The following is a 14,217-nucleotide window of genomic DNA, read 5'->3' as shown; positions in this document are numbered from 1 at the left end:
TCAGTCTTCCCGGGTCACGCGCAGCACCTCTTCGAGGCTGGTCTGCCCCTTGAGCACCTTGTCGATGCCGTCGCGGCGGATGCTGGGGGTATGGCCCCGGATCAACCGCTCGATGGCCAGCTCGCCGCTGGCGCTGTGGATCGCCTCGCGTACCGCCTCGTCCACCACCACCAGCTCGTGGATGCCGGTCCGGCCGCGATAGCCGGTGTGGTTGCACTGCTCGCAGCCCACCGGGCGCCACACCTGCTGATCAGGCGCCAGTTCGATGCCCATGGCAATGCGCTCCTGCTCGGTGATGGGGCGCGGGGCGCGGCAATCGGGGCAGAGGGTGCGCACCAGCCGCTGGGCCAGTACCGCCAGCAGTGACGAGGAGAGCAGGAAGGGCTCGATGCCCATGTCCCGCATCCGGGTGATGGCACCGATGGCGGTGTTGGTGTGCAGGGTCGACATCACCAGGTGACCGGTCAGCGACGCCTGCACCGCAATCTGGGCGGTCTCTAGGTCACGGATTTCCCCCACCATCACCACGTCCGGATCCTGACGCAGGATGGCGCGCAGGCCGCGGGCGAAGGTCATGTCCACCTTGCTGTTGACCTGGGTCTGGCCCACCCCTTCGAGGTCATATTCGATGGGGTCTTCGACGGTCAGGATGTTGCGATCCCGCGAGTTGATCTCGGAGAGGGCTGCGTAGAGGGTGGTCGACTTGCCCGAACCGGTCGGGCCCGTCACCAGAATGATGCCGTGAGGCTTGCGAATGAGTTCGCTGATGATGTTGCGGTTGGCCAGCGTCATGCCGAGCTGCTTGAGCTCCAGCCGCACGTTGTTCTTGTCGAGCAGACGCAACACCACCCGCTCGCCATAGCTGGACGGCATGGTGGAGACCCGCACGTCCACCGCCCGGCCGCCGATGCGCAACGAGATGCGACCATCCTGCGGCACCCGCTTCTCGGCGATGTCCATGCGCGACATCACCTTGATGCGCGACACCAGCAGGGAGGCGAGCTTGCGATGGGGGCGCAGGATCTCCCGCAGCACCCCATCGATGCGAAACCGGATCACCAGGGCCCGCTCGAAGGTCTCGATGTGGATGTCGGACGCCTCTTCTTTTATCGCCTCACTCAACATGGCGTTGATGAGGCGAATGATGGGGGCATCGTCGTCGGCGTCCAGCAGGTCTTCGCTCTGGGGCAGCTCTTCGGCCAGCGCGAAGAAGTCCATCTCGTTGCCGAGGTCCTCCATCAGCTGGCGCGCCTCGGAGGAGTCGCGCTGGTAGTGGGCCATCAGCAGCTCTTCGAAGGCCTCGCCGTCCATCTGCTCCACCGTGAAGGCGCAGCCCGCCACCCGCCGCACTTCCAGTAGGGTTTGCGGCGTCACGCCCTGGCGGCAGAGCAGCACCGGGGCCCCCTGCCGCTCGGTCAGGATCACGCCGAAGTTGCGGGCGAAGGCAAACGGCAGCTCGGGTAGGGCTGCCGGCATGTCGACGCCATCCAGCTGGTATGCCGCCATTACTTGTTACCCACGAATGGCTGCACCGAGTCGATTGTCGTCTGCTGGTGCTGCTTCATCTGTTCAATCTGCTTTTGTGCCTCGGGCGATGTTGTCACACCCTGGCTGTACTCGGGCAGCACCTGGCGCTTGGGCGAGGTGAGGTAGCCCTCCTGCGCCGCCGCCTCCTGCTGCTCGGAGCGGAACTCGGTGTACTTGTTGCTGGAAACACCTGTGTAGATGTTGGCATCCCGCAAAATGGTGGGCCGGATAAAGACCATCAGGTTGCGCTTGGAGGTGCTGTTATTGGTCGAACGGAACAGATAGCCCAGCACCGGGATGTCGCCGAGCAGCGGCACCTTGGAGACGGTTTCGCTGGTTTTCTCATCCATCAAGCCGCCCAGCACCACTGTCTCGCCGCTCTTCACCAGCACGGCGTTCTTGATGGTGCGGGTATCGAAGGTCGGGCCAAGTGTTGCCGTTCCCTCGGCAGGTTTGTTCGCTACGCTGGAGACCTCCTGCTCGATGTTGAGCAGCACGGAATCCCCCTCGTTGATCTGCGGCGTCACCACCAGCTTAGTGCCCACCGTCTTGCGCTCGATGGTGTTGAACACCTGATCGCTGGTGGTGGAGCTCTGGGAGCCGCTCTGCACCGGCACTTCCTGGCCGACGTTGAAGGAGGCTTCCTTGTTGTCCATGGTGACGATACTCGGGGTGGAGAGAATATCGCTCTTGGAGTTGGTCGACAGGGCCGTCACCAGCGCGGCCCAGTTGCCGTGATAGAAACCGGCCGCCATACCGTTGAACTCTTTGGCCAGCGAGGCCAGGCCGGTGGTGGTCCCGTTATCCTTGTAATCCTTGGCCGCGATGGCCACCGAACCTATCGGCAAACCGGTATTGGTGAACTGGGTGCCGCCGCCATTGGTGTTGGCCCACTGCACCCCGAGGTTGAGGCCGTCGCCATCGGCGATCTCGACGATGATCGCCTCCACCAGCACCTGGGCACGGCGGATGTCGAGCTTGGCGACCACCTGCTCCAGCTCGGCCATCACGTCCGGCTGGGCGGTGATCACCAGCGCATTGGTGGTCTCGTCGGCGGAGATGGCCAGCTTGCCACCGCCGATGCTGGCACCGCCACCGCCTGTGGTGGTAGCCGCGCCGCCCTTCTTGTCGGCCTCGATGCTGGAGCTGACGCCCTTGAGCACCTCCACCAGATCCTTGGCCTTGCCGTATTTCAGATAGAAGACCCGGGTGTTGCCCTGGCTCTGCAGGTCACGGTCGAGCTGGTGCACCATCTGGATGATGCGGGCGCGCGCCTTGGGCTCGCCGCTCACCACCACGGAGTTGGTGCGCTCGTCGGCCACCACCTTGGGGGCCAGCAGCAGGGAGGTGTTGGCCCCCTGGTTGTTGCCGTCCTTGTTGAGGTTGGTCACCAGCCGCACCATTTCACCGGCGGAGGCGTACTTCAGCTTGACGATGTCCACTTCCTGGTCGCCCGCCTTGTCGACCCGGCGCACTACTTCCACCAGCCGGTTGACCACGGCGGCGCGGCCGGTAATCAGCAGCACGTTGGAGGGGTCGTAATGGACCACGTTGCCGCCGCCGGCGTTGTCGTTGAGCTGGCGCAGCAGCGGCGCCAGCTCGCGCACCGAGACGTTGCGCACCGGCACGACCCGGGTCACCATCTCGTCGCCGCTACCGGGGTTGCTCTCGTCCACCACCGGGATGGCGGAGGTCTTGGCATCCTTGGAGCGCACCACCTTGAGCACGCCGTTGTCCATCGGGACCACGGCGAAGCCATAGACGTCGAGCACGCTCAGGAAGAACTGGTAGTACTGGTCTTCGTTGAGCAGGTCATAGCTGCGGACGTTGATCTTGCCCCGTACCGACGGCTCTATGATGATGGTCTTGTTCAGGTTCTTGCCGACCGTGTTGATGAACTCTTCGATGTCGGCATTCTTGAAGCTGGCGGAGTATTCGGTGGCCCAGGCTGAGCCTGCCATCATCAACGCCGCGGCCACGGTGGCCAGACGCCAGCCCTTCCCTTTATTTGTCATTCTTGGTGCTACTCCAATTCATTATTCTGACAAGCCGACATAAACGTCGTAGAGCTGTCCTTGCCGCTCGACGGTGACGGTCATTTCCGTTGCGCCAGCCACCTGCTGCATCGCCTGCATGGCCTGAGCGTTATCCCGCAGATCCAGCCCGTTGATGCTGACCGCCATGTCGTTGGCGACCAGCCCGAGTTGATTGAACAGTTCCGGATTGCGACCCGGATTGAGGCGATAGCCGACCATGCGACCATCGACCCGGACCGGGGAAATATTGAGGTAATCGGTGATCTTGCCGGGGTTGCCCATCAGTTCGTTGCGCACCGAGGAGAGCTTGTCGTCCTGCTTGCCCTGCTGGGGCAGCGGCTTGCCGTACTCCTCCCCGTCCAGCATCAGGGTCTCGTCGCGCCCGTCCCGCTCGATGATGACACGGTCGGCAAATACCTGGCGGATCTTGGCCTGGGTGCCGTCGATGAGGTCACCGATGCCATAGGAGTTCTGCAGCCCGTTGTGGGCGATGATGGCGATGGACTTGGCGGGATCCGAGCTCGCCAGCACGCCATTGAGCTGGGCGTTGAGCTGGGTCTTGGGAGCATCGGCTGCGACAACATCGGCCGCCTGGGCCTGCTGCTTGGCCTTGCCGAACAGCGCCAGCCGGCTGACGCCGCTCAGATCGAGGCGGTTTGAACCCTGGCCCTGACTGGCGACCACCGACGGCTGCCAGGGCTGACTGACGGGGCGGCTGCCGAGATCCAGCAGACGCCAGGTGAGACCGGCACACTGGTGGGCCAGCAACAGCAGCAGAAGCCAGAACAGAGGCTGGCTGAAACGGGAGAGTGGCACGGTTTTACAACGGGCCAGAAGGGAGCTCAACAAGTCATCCCTGAACGGTAGCGTCATGTTTATCAATATTTTCTGGCATCCAAATCGGTTGGCTATTGTGTACGGCAATGGACCCAGAGACAACCGACCGGATGGGAGTAAGCTGCGAAAATTGACATTCCGTCACACCCTTGGGCCCCCTGTTTCTATCCCGGGGCCTGCCTCTGGTATAATCAGGCACCCCTTTCAGCCATTCCGGAGTCGATTCATGCCGAACCCCGCAGAAATCCCAACCCGGGTCCGTCTCGACAAGTGGTTGTGGGCGGCACGTTTTTACAAGACCCGCAGCCTGGCCCGCGACCAGATTGAAGGGGGCAAGGTGCACTACAACGGCCAGCGCAGCAAGCCGGGCAAGCATGTCGAGGTCGGCGCCCTCATTCGTTTCTGGCAGGGCCAGGACGAGCGGGAAGTGCGGGTGCTCGAGGTGAGCGAGCAGCGCAAATCCGCCCCGCTGGCCCAGCAGCTCTATGAAGAGACCGAGGCCAGCCTGAAACGACGGGCGGAAAACAGCGAGGCACGCCGCTTCAACAGCCAGTTTGCCCCGAGCCCCGAGCGTCGCCCCGACAAGCAGGAGCGGCGCCAGCTGATCAAGGTCAAGCAATATTGACCCGCCAAGATGGCCCTTTTATGACGACAGATGGCGGAATAAGTTCCTAACCACCTGTTTATTAATGTTTTTATCTATTTACCCCACCGAAGAACCCAGGAATGCATGATGAGTAACCAAGATCTCCTGTATCGCTATCTGTTCGAAGAGTACGAAGTCCGGGGCGAGCTGGTCCAGCTGGACCACACCTACCGCCACGTGGTGGAGGCTCAGAACTACCCGGTACAGGTGCAAAAACTGCTGGGTGAACTGCTGGTCGCCACCAGCCTGCTGACCGCCACCCTCAAGTTCGAAGGCTCCATCACGGTACAGCTGCAGGGCAACGGCCCGGTACGGCTGGCCGTCATCAACGGCGACAACAACCAGCAGCTGCGCGGCGTGGCCCGCTACGAGGGTGAGCTGCCAAGCGACGGCAAGCTGCAGAGCCTGATCGGGGAAGGCCAGCTGGTCATCACCATCACCCCGGAGCAGGGTGAACGCTATCAGGGCATCATAGCGCTGGACGCCGACACCCTGGCCGGCTGCCTGGAGCAGTACTTTACCCAGTCCGAACAGCTGGCGACCAAGCTCTGGATCCGCACCGGCTACCACCAAGGCGCGCCGCGCGCCGCCGGCATCCTGCTGCAGGAGCTGCCCGCCCAGAGCGAGGATCACGGCGACGACTTCGAGCACCTGACCCAACTCACCAGCACCATCAAGGATGAAGAGCTGTTCGGTCTGGAAGCGGAAGAGATCCTCTACCGTCTCTACCACCAGGACAAGGTGCGGGTGTTCGATCCGCAGGCGGTCGAGTTCCGCTGCACCTGCTCCCGCGAGCGTTGCGAAGGGGCCCTGTTGCAGATCGAGAAGGAAGAGGTAATGGAGATGGTGCAGGAGCTCGGCAAGATCGGCATGCACTGTGATTATTGTGGCGCCCAGTACGAATTTGACGGGATCGATGTCGAAACCCTGTTCAGCGGGGCTCCCGGTAATGATGCAAACAAGTTACACTAATTGAAGGCGGGCAAAACCCGCCTTTAACTTAAATAACAAAAAAATACCCTATTTTATAAAGTTTGATGGCGATCGCTAAACTCTACCACCTAAGTGATAGGATGAACGCCAGATAGAACCCTACCAACCTCTGAACCCAGGAGAATACAATGACAATCGTGGCAGAACCCACCCTGGCCCAACAATTAGGACTGGACCAGTACGGTATCAAGAACTCCACTGAAATCCTGCGCAACCCTTCCTACGACCAGCTGTTCGCGGAAGAGACTCGTGCCGACCTGGAAGGGTTCGAGCGCGGCGTGGTGACCGAACTGGGGGCCGTCAATGTCAATACCGGCATCTTCACCGGCCGCTCCCCGAAAGATAAATATATCGTCAAAGACGCCACTACCCAGAATACTGTGTGGTGGTCTGACCAGGGTAAAAACGATAACAAAGCCATCAGCCCGGAAGTGTGGTCACATCTGAAATCCCTGGTGACCAAGCAGCTCTCCGGCAAGCGCCTGTTCGTGGTGGACGGCTTCTGCGGTGCCAACCCGGACACCCGCCTGGCCGTGCGCATCATCACCGAGGTAGCCTGGCAGGCTCACTTCGTGAAAAACATGTTCATTCGCCCGAGCGATGAAGAGCTGAAAACCTTCAAACCGGACTTCGTGGTGATGAACGGTGCCAAGTGCACCAACCCGAACTGGAAGGAGCAGGGTCTCAACTCCGAGAACTTCGTCGCCTTCAACCTGACCGAGAAGATCCAGCTCATCGGCGGCACCTGGTACGGTGGCGAGATGAAGAAGGGGATGTTCTCCATGATGAACTACTTCCTGCCCCTGCGCGGCATCGCCTCCATGCACTGCTCCGCCAACGTGGGTCAGGACGGCGACGTGGCCATCTTCTTCGGCCTCTCCGGCACCGGCAAGACCACCCTCTCCACCGATCCCAAGCGTCAGCTGATCGGCGATGACGAGCACGGCTGGGACGACGACGGCGTGTTCAACTTCGAAGGGGGCTGCTACGCCAAGACCATCAAGCTCTCCAAGGAAGCCGAGCCGGACATCTACAACGCCATCCGTCGCGATGCGCTGCTGGAGAACGTGACCGTGGCGGCCGACGGCACCATCGACTTCGACGATGGCTCCAAGACCGAGAACACCCGGGTCTCCTACCCCATCTATCACATCGAGAACATCGTCAAGCCGGTCTCCAAGGCGGGTCACGCCACCAAGGTGATCTTCCTGACCGCCGACGCCTTCGGCGTGCTGCCCCCTGTCTCCAAGCTGACCAAGGAGCAGACCAAGTACCACTTCCTGTCTGGCTTCACCGCCAAGCTGGCCGGTACCGAGCGCGGCATCACAGAGCCGACCCCGACCTTCTCCTCCTGCTTCGGCGCGGCCTTCCTCTCCCTGCACCCGACCAAGTACGGTCAGGAGCTGGTGAAGCGGATGGAAGCGGCCGGCGCGGAAGCCTACCTGGTCAACACCGGCTGGAACGGCACCGGCAAGCGCATCTCCATCAAGGATACCCGCGCCATCATCGACGCCATCCTGGATGGCTCCATCGAGAAGGCCGAGACCAAGGTGCTGCCGATCTTCAATCTGGAAGTACCGACCGCCCTGCACGACGTGAACCCGGCGATCCTCGACCCCCGCGACACTTACGCCAACAAGGCCGAGTGGGATGCCAAGGCGCAGGATCTGGCCCAGCGTTTCATCAAGAACTTCGAGCGCTTCACCGACAATGAAGAGGGCAAGCGTCTGGTAGCGGCGGGTCCGCAGCTGTAACAGCGACCCCGTTCACAACCCATCTCATACCGGTCAGCCCAGCTGACCGGTATTTTTTTGAGCAGAGCGCGGCGTTTGACTCCCGCCAAACCTTGCCTTGTGGGCCCTTGCGCGTTAGATTCAGCCCAACTTTATACAATATACAATTTTGTAACGATTCCCCTGTGACCCGATCATGACCCCACCCTACAAGACCCGTACCCAAATGGTGATGGAAAACCTCCGTGGCCGGATCCTGCGCGGTGAGTTTCCCGCCGGCGCCCCCCTGCGCCAGGACGCCATCGCCAAGGAGCTGGCGGTGAGCCGCATTCCGGTGCGGGAGGCCCTGATGCAGCTGGAGGCCCAGGGGCTGGTGAAGTTCGAGGCCCACCGCGGCGCCGTGGTCACCATGCTGGACGCCGCGGCCATCGAGGAGCTCTTTTATTTGCGAGCCCTGCTGGAAGCCGATACCCTGTTCCACGCCGTCGACCTGATGACGGAGGAGACCTTCGCCAAGGCGCAGGCGATCCTCGCCCAGTTCGACCAGGCCCTCGAGTCGGGCACCCAGATCGAACGCTGGGCCGAACTGAACCACAGTTTTCACGCCACCCTCTATCAGGCCGCCGGCCGCCCCCAGGCACTGGAGCTGATCGCCCAGATCAATCTGAGCTGTGACCGCTATGTGCGCTTCGAGCTGCTGTTCGCCAGCGATGGCGTCGACAAGGCGGAGCGGGAACACGCCCAGCTGCTGGAGCTGTGCCGCGCCCGCCGCAAGCACGAGGCGGTGGTGCTGCTCAAGCAACATATCGAGGCGGCTGGCCAATCCATCAAGCGGATCCTGGACAGCGGCCACAACCACTGAACACTCACATCACTACAATCTGGCATTAACGACATGAATCATTTCGAGATTATTGAAACCCGCGTCGCCCAGGTCAGGGCCGAACTGGCCATGATGGAGCTGGACGCCTTCATCGTCCCCCACGACGACGAGCACCTGGGGGAGTACATTCCCGCCTACGCCGAGCGACTGGACTGGATCACGGGTTTCAACGGCTCCGCCGGCCTCGCCATCATACTGGCGCAGCGGGCGGCCCTGTTCATCGACGGTCGTTACACGGTGCAGGCCCGCATGCAGGCACCGGCCGAGCTCTTCGAGTTTCTCCACCTGAACGAAGATCCCCACGTGCAGTGGCTGGCCGAGCAGCTGCCTGCCGGTTCCCGGGTCGGCTTCGATGCCCGCCTGCACAGCCTGGCCTGGTATCGACACGCCAAAGAGATCCTGACCGAGCGCGGCATCGAGCTGGTGCGTGTTGATCAGAACCCCATCGATCTACACTGGAGCGATCGCCCCGCTCCCACCAAGAATCCGGCCATCCTCTACAGCGAGGCGCTGGCGGGCCAGTCCAGCCAGGCCAAGCGCGAGCTGCTGGCCAGCGATCTGCGCAAGCGCGGGCTGGATGCGGTGCTGCTGACCCAGGCCGAGCCCATCAACTGGCTGCTCAACCTGCGCGGTCGTGACGTGGAGCGGCTGCCGGTGGTGCTGGGCTTTGCGGTGCTCTACGCCAACGCCACCATGGATTTCTTCGTCGACACCGACAAGATCGACTGCTTCGCCTTCAGCCAGCACGTGGGGCAGGATGTCTCCGTCTACCCCATCGACAAGCTGGGTGACGTGCTCAAACGCATCGGCGAGGATCAGCAGAAGGTGCTGGCCGATCCCAACACCGCCAACGCCTGGACCCAGCTGGTCATGGAAGAAGCGGGCGCCATCCTGGTGGCAGGTCAGGATCCGACCATGCTGCCGAAGGCGTGCAAGAACGAGGTGGAGCTGGCCGGCATGCGTGCCGCCCATCTGCGCGACGGCGTCGCCGTCACCCGCTTCCTGGCCTGGCTGGATCGGCTGATCGCCAGCGGCGAGTTCGACGGCGTGGATGAAGGCACCCTGGCCGACCAGCTGGAAGCCTTCCGCCGCGAGCAGGAGCACTACGTCGAGCCGAGCTTCGACACCATCTCGGCGCTCGGCCCCAACGCCGCCATGTGCCACTACCGCCACACCAACGGCACCCCGCGCACCTTCGGTCAGGACAGCATCTATCTGGTGGACTCTGGCGCCCAGTATCTGGACGGCACCACCGACATCACCCGCACCATCAAGGTGGGTGAGGTCACCGACGAGCACAAGGCGATGTTCACCCGGGTGTTGCAGGGTCACATCGCGCTGGATCAGGCCCGCTTCCCGCGCGGCACCGCCGGCATCCAGCTCGACGTGCTGGCCCGCATGCCGCTGTGGCAGGCCGGTTACAACTACGACCACGGCACCGGCCACGGCGTCGGCCACTTCCTCAGCGTGCACGAAGGCCCGCAGCGCATCGCCCCCAAGGGCAGCCTGGTGGCCCTGCAGCCGGGCATGGTGCTCTCCAACGAACCCGGCTACTACCGGGAAGATGCCTTCGGCATCCGCTGCGAGAACCTGGTGGTGGTCACCGAACAGGAGCAGATCGGCGAGCTGCCGATGCTGGGCTTCGAGCGGCTGACCTATGTACCGTTCGATACCCGCCTCATCGATCGCAGCCTGCTGAGCCCGGCCGAGTTCCGCTGGATCAACGAGTACCACGTCGAGGTCTACCGCCGTCTCAGCCCGCTGCTGGAGGGCGAGGATCTCGCCTGGCTGGAGCAGGCAACCAGCCTCATCTAAGCGCAGACAAGCAGAGTTGTTTGATGAAACAGGGCCCGCGGGCCCTGTTTTTTTGCCCGCCGGTTTGACCTGTATCAAGACCCCGCCGTCCCAGGTCAGGACAATGCCCCTCATGACGACCCATCACTCCCACCCCGCGCGCCCGGCCCGCGCCGACCAGGTGCCCATGCACCCCAGGCTCAAGCGGGAGCAGCAGACGGTCAGCGCCATGATCCGCCTCTACTGCGACCACCATCACCAGGACCCCGCCTGCCGGCACTGCCAGCAGTTGCAGGAGTTCGCCCACCAGCGGCTGCGCCGCTGCCGCTATGGTCACGGCCACAAGCCCACCTGTGCCAACTGCCACATCCACTGCTATGCCCCGGCCATGCGCAAGCAGATCCAGCTGGTGATGAAGTGGAGCGGCCCGCGCATGCTGTGGCATCACCCCTGGCTGGCCCTGTGCCACCTGCTGGACAGCCGCCGCAAGGCCCCCAAGCGGCCGGGCAGCCGCCCCCTGCCGCCCTGAGCCGGGGCCGCCCTGCCGCTCAGAACCCCAGACCCGCTTGCATCAGTCCGGCGGGCCCACTACCCTGTGGCTCCTTTTTGACTGCCGCCCGGCAGCACGTACGACATCACAGGAGCCCGGATGCACCAGCCCCCCGTTTTGAGAGTGGCGCGCCACACCGACATGCACGCCATCTGGCAGATCGACGTCAATGTATTCGGGGAGGATGTCTATCCCGGCTTCTTCTTCCGCCAGGCCATGGATCTGTGGCCCGAGCTGCTGCTGGTGGCCGAGCTGGACGGCAGGCTGCTGGGCTATGCCCTGGGCGGACTGGGACAGGATCGGTCGCAGGGCTGGCTGCTGTCGCTGGCGGTGCTGCCGGAGGCGCGTGGCTTCGGCCTGGCCGAACGCATGATGCTGCAGGTGGAGCAGTCACTGCTGAAACTGGGGATCGAGCGGGTCAGACTGACGGTGGATCCGGCCAATCCGGCCCAGCGCCTCTACTTTCGACTCGGTTATCAGCAACTGGCCGAGGAGCGCGACTATTTCGGCCCGGGGGAGGATCGCCTGCTGCTGGAAAAACGGCTCGACTGAGCCGGTGGGGACGGGGTTTGCAGGGTCCGGGCCTTATAATTGGTTACACTTTGCTGGTTTCATGCTCAATCCGGTTGGCGTAGAGTTGAATCACTGACCGAACAAACCAGATTAGATGCCAGCCCAGGAGGCCCATCATGTTGAAACGCATTACCCTCATCGCCCTGTTGGCCACCACCACCGCCACCACCCTCAGCGGCTGTGCCAACAGCGATGTCTACTCCGGCGATGTCTACACCAAGGATCGCGCCAAGCAGGTACAGACCGTCAGCTACGGCACCATCCTCTCCACTCGCCCGGTCAAGATCCAGGCCGATGAGAACTCGCTGATCGGCACCATAGGTGGCGCCGTGGTCGGCGGCCTGCTCGGCAGCACCATCGGCGGCGGGCGCGGCAGCGACATCGCCGCGGCCGGTGGCGCCATCGCGGGTGCGGCAGCCGGCAAGGCGGCCGGTGACAAGCTCAATCAGGTGGACGGCGTCGAGCTCGAGATCAAAAAAGAGAACGGCGAATCCATCGTGGTGGTGCAAAAGGCCAGCCCCACCTTCGTACCGGGTGCCCGGGTACGCATGACCCAGGGCAACGGCACCATCAACGTGGCCGTGGTCAACTAAGCCCTCCGCCCATGAAAAAGCCCTCGCAGTGCGAGGGCTTTTTTTATTGCCATGTCGGCCGGGAATTACTGACGGATCAGCCGGAAGATAGCGTAGCCAGGGTGCTGGGCGTCATCCATCGGCAGGGTGGACTTGTACTCCAGATCCGCACCGGCCAGCTGCTTGGCCTCCTCGCGGGGCGAGGAGTAGAGCCGCACGTCCACGTTGGCCGGCAGGGCCTTCATGTGCCAGTTGTTGTTGGCCGCCGGGCTGAAGCCGGCCGGGTTCTCGGCAGACTGGGCCTTCAGGTACTGGGCGATGATCTCGCGCGTCTCGAAGGGATCTTCATGGACGATGTTGCTGCCGTCGATGCCCGGGAAGTGGCCGCCGCCGCTGGCGCGGTAGTTGTTGGTCACCACGTAGAACTTCTGGGCCGGATCGATGGGCTGGCCGTTGAAGGTGAGGCTGCTGATGCGCTGGCCGTCGCTGACCTTGGCCCCTTCCTTGTTGTAACGGGCCGGCTGGGTGATATCCACCTCGTAGCTGACCCCGTCGATCACGTCGAAGTTGTAGGTGGGGAACTTCTCGTTCACCAGCCACTGTACCTCGGTCTTGCCGGTGTCGATCTGGTTGAACTGGCCGGCACTCATCTCCAGCCACTCCTTGACTGTGGCCCCGTTCACCTCGACCACCTGCAGGGTGTTCGGATAGATGTAGAGGTCGGAGACGTTGCGCAGGGAGATGTCGCCCTGAGCCACGTAGGTGAAGTCGTTGATGCCGTTGCGACCGCCACGGAACGGCGCCGCCACCGACAGGATGGGATAGGACTCCTTGAGCAGACCGTCTTTTTGCAGCTGCTCGGCGTAGCGGCGCTGGGCATCGCTCACCAGCTGTACCGAGGGATCATCCTGCACCAGGGCGAAGAAGCTGTGGATGGAGGAGGTGATCTTGCCGAGCGGCTCGTCCAGCCACTGGTTGGTGGCGTCGTGGTCGGCCTGTACCAAGTCCACCACCCGCTGATCCACCGCGCTGCCCTCGCTGGAGTCGATCTTGCGCAGGCTGGCCTGGCTCTGTTTCACCTGCCACTTGCCGTCCACCTGCTCCAGCTTGAGGTCGATGATGCCGAGGTGGTTGCCCCAGTAGCCAGGCATCACGGTCGGAATGCCGCTCAGGGTGCCGGCCTTATTGTCCACCTCCGGCAGATCCGGGAAGTCACCCGGGAAGTTCTTGTGGGCGTGGCCCAGCATCAGGGCGTCCACCCCCTTCACCTTGGCCAGGTGCCAGGCGGAGTTCTCCATCATGGCCTCGTAGCTACTGGCGTTGATGCCGGTGTGGGCAACCACGACGACCACGTCGGCACCCTTGGCGCGCAGCTCGGGCACATAGTGGTTGGCGGTCTCGACCATGTCGGCCACCACCACCTTGCCTTCCAGATGGCGCTTGTCCCACTGCAGCACCTGCGGCGGGGTCAGCCCCAGGATGCCGACCTTGACGGTCTGCAGCTGGCCCTTGTCATCCTTCACCTTGCGCTCCAGCAGCAGGTAGGGGGTGAACTTGTTGCCACTCCAGTCTATTTGCCCCTTGGCATCGCGCTTGAAGGCGCCCGCCTCGAACACGTTGGCGTTCACATAGGGGAACTTGGCCCCCTGCAGGGTCTTGGTGAGGTAATCCAGGCCGTAGTTGAATTCGTGGTTGCCCAGGTTGCCGGCGTCGTAGCCGAGCTCGTTCATCGCCTTGAACACCGGGTGGGCCTGCTTGTCGAGGTAGCCGGCACCGGACTGCTCAAAGATGTAGTCAGCCAGCGGCGTGCCCTGGATCAGGTCGCCGTTGTCGAGCAGCAGGTTGTTGGGGTTTTCGGCGCGGGCCGCGCGGATCAGCAGCGCGGTGCGGGAGAGGCCGAACTTGCGATCCTCCTTGTTCTGGTAGTAGTCGTACCCCAGCACGTTGGAGTGGATGTCGGAGGTCTGGATCAGACGCAGGGCAACCTCGCCCGGTTGCGCCTTGCTGTCGTTGTCATTGCTACAGGCAGACAACAGCACGATGGCTGCAATAGCACCCAGCTTCATGGATTTA

12 protein-coding genes are annotated in these 14,217 nt (G+C 62.9%); 8 read left to right on the top strand and 4 right to left on the bottom strand.

Annotated elements, in window-relative coordinates:
* Genes exeE through exeC form a run of 3 tightly spaced genes read right to left on the bottom strand, consistent with a single transcriptional unit; the run spans nucleotide 1 to nucleotide 4,412 of the window.
* On the bottom strand, nucleotides 1–1,506 hold the full coding sequence (gene exeE / locus CK627_RS06640) for a GspE family T2SS ATPase variant ExeE (RefSeq protein ID WP_017787449.1): 1,506 nt from the start codon (nucleotides 1,504–1,506) through the stop codon (nucleotides 1–3).
* On the bottom strand, nucleotides 1,506–3,542 hold the full coding sequence (gene exeD / locus CK627_RS06635) for a GspD family T2SS secretin variant ExeD (RefSeq protein ID WP_010635231.1): 2,037 nt from the start codon (nucleotides 3,540–3,542) through the stop codon (nucleotides 1,506–1,508). Before exeD ends, exeE begins: the two co-directional genes overlap by 1 nt.
* A 21-nt stretch (nucleotides 3,543–3,563) precedes the next feature.
* Nucleotides 3,564–4,412, bottom strand: a complete 849-nt coding sequence (gene exeC, locus CK627_RS06630) for a GspC family type II secretion system variant ExeC (RefSeq protein WP_005308474.1) — start codon at nucleotides 4,410–4,412, stop codon at nucleotides 3,564–3,566.
* A gap of 214 nt (nucleotides 4,413–4,626) precedes the next feature.
* On the opposite strand from exeC, the gene hslR reads away from it, so the two are divergent.
* The 8 genes from hslR to CK627_RS06590 all read left to right on the top strand — a co-directional run bounded on the left by hslR (nucleotide 4,627) and on the right by CK627_RS06590 (nucleotide 12,165).
* Nucleotides 4,627–5,025 (top strand): ribosome-associated heat shock protein Hsp15, encoded by a 399-nt coding sequence (gene hslR, locus CK627_RS06625; protein WP_167385295.1) that lies wholly within the window; start codon nucleotides 4,627–4,629, stop codon nucleotides 5,023–5,025.
* 108 nt (nucleotides 5,026–5,133) lie between these two features.
* Nucleotides 5,134–6,018 carry an Hsp33 family molecular chaperone HslO gene (gene hslO / locus CK627_RS06620; RefSeq protein ID WP_010635234.1) on the top strand — a complete coding sequence of 295 codons (885 nt, stop codon included), beginning with the start codon at nucleotides 5,134–5,136 and terminating at the stop codon, nucleotides 6,016–6,018.
* A gap of 149 nt (nucleotides 6,019–6,167) precedes the next feature.
* On the top strand, nucleotides 6,168–7,793 hold the full coding sequence (pckA, locus tag CK627_RS06615; RefSeq protein ID WP_005308470.1) for a phosphoenolpyruvate carboxykinase (ATP): 1,626 nt from the start codon (nucleotides 6,168–6,170) through the stop codon (nucleotides 7,791–7,793).
* Between the two features lie 175 nt (nucleotides 7,794–7,968).
* Complete coding sequence (locus tag CK627_RS06610; protein WP_010635235.1) at nucleotides 7,969–8,634, top strand: GntR family transcriptional regulator; 666 nt, start codon at nucleotides 7,969–7,971, stop codon at nucleotides 8,632–8,634.
* A 33-nt stretch (nucleotides 8,635–8,667) separates the two neighbouring features.
* Nucleotides 8,668–10,470 (top strand): aminopeptidase P family protein, encoded by a 1,803-nt coding sequence (locus CK627_RS06605; protein WP_017787445.1) that lies wholly within the window; start codon nucleotides 8,668–8,670, stop codon nucleotides 10,468–10,470.
* Between the two features lie 112 nt (nucleotides 10,471–10,582).
* Complete coding sequence (locus tag CK627_RS06600; protein WP_065018358.1) at nucleotides 10,583–10,978, top strand: nitrous oxide-stimulated promoter family protein; 396 nt, start codon at nucleotides 10,583–10,585, stop codon at nucleotides 10,976–10,978.
* Nucleotides 10,979–11,098: 120 nt separating this feature from the next.
* A complete protein-coding gene (locus CK627_RS06595; protein ID WP_095591950.1) occupies nucleotides 11,099–11,551 on the top strand; it encodes a GNAT family N-acetyltransferase in 453 nt (150 codons plus the stop codon).
* A 137-nt stretch (nucleotides 11,552–11,688) separates the two neighbouring features.
* Nucleotides 11,689–12,165 (top strand): outer membrane lipoprotein, encoded by a 477-nt coding sequence (locus CK627_RS06590; protein WP_005308463.1) that lies wholly within the window; start codon nucleotides 11,689–11,691, stop codon nucleotides 12,163–12,165.
* Between the two features lie 65 nt (nucleotides 12,166–12,230).
* Here the strand turns inward: CK627_RS06590 and CK627_RS06585 are convergent, their stop codons facing one another.
* Nucleotides 12,231–14,210 (bottom strand): bifunctional 2',3'-cyclic-nucleotide 2'-phosphodiesterase/3'-nucleotidase, encoded by a 1,980-nt coding sequence (locus CK627_RS06585; RefSeq protein ID WP_167385294.1) that lies wholly within the window; start codon nucleotides 14,208–14,210, stop codon nucleotides 12,231–12,233.
* Between the last annotated feature and the right edge of the window lie 7 nt (nucleotides 14,211–14,217).

Source organism: Aeromonas dhakensis, from assembly GCF_002285935.1.
Taxonomy (GTDB): Bacteria; Pseudomonadota; Gammaproteobacteria; order Enterobacterales; family Aeromonadaceae; genus Aeromonas; species Aeromonas dhakensis.
The sequence above is the reverse complement of the archived record's forward strand: the minus strand, read 5'-3'. Positions and strand labels throughout refer to the sequence as shown.

What these genes read in the sequence shown, in the direction of transcription:
- CK627_RS06605 (WP_017787445.1), top strand. Translation starts at nt 8,668, where the DNA reads ATGAATCATTTCGAGATTATTGAAACCCGCGTCGCCCAGGTCAGGGCC.
- exeD (WP_010635231.1), bottom strand. Translation starts at nt 3,542, where the DNA reads ATGACAAATAAAGGGAAGGGCTGGCGTCTGGCCACCGTGGCCGCGGCG.
- pckA (WP_005308470.1), top strand. Translation starts at nt 6,168, where the DNA reads ATGACAATCGTGGCAGAACCCACCCTGGCCCAACAATTAGGACTGGAC.
- hslO (WP_010635234.1), top strand. Translation starts at nt 5,134, where the DNA reads ATGAGTAACCAAGATCTCCTGTATCGCTATCTGTTCGAAGAGTACGAA.
- CK627_RS06585 (WP_167385294.1), bottom strand. Translation starts at nt 14,210, where the DNA reads ATGAAGCTGGGTGCTATTGCAGCCATCGTGCTGTTGTCTGCCTGTAGC.
- exeE (WP_017787449.1), bottom strand. Translation starts at nt 1,506, where the DNA reads ATGGCGGCATACCAGCTGGATGGCGTCGACATGCCGGCAGCCCTACCC.
- CK627_RS06600 (WP_065018358.1), top strand. Translation starts at nt 10,583, where the DNA reads ATGACGACCCATCACTCCCACCCCGCGCGCCCGGCCCGCGCCGACCAG.
- CK627_RS06590 (WP_005308463.1), top strand. Translation starts at nt 11,689, where the DNA reads ATGTTGAAACGCATTACCCTCATCGCCCTGTTGGCCACCACCACCGCC.
- hslR (WP_167385295.1), top strand. Translation starts at nt 4,627, where the DNA reads ATGCCGAACCCCGCAGAAATCCCAACCCGGGTCCGTCTCGACAAGTGG.
- CK627_RS06610 (WP_010635235.1), top strand. Translation starts at nt 7,969, where the DNA reads ATGACCCCACCCTACAAGACCCGTACCCAAATGGTGATGGAAAACCTC.
- CK627_RS06595 (WP_095591950.1), top strand. Translation starts at nt 11,099, where the DNA reads ATGCACCAGCCCCCCGTTTTGAGAGTGGCGCGCCACACCGACATGCAC.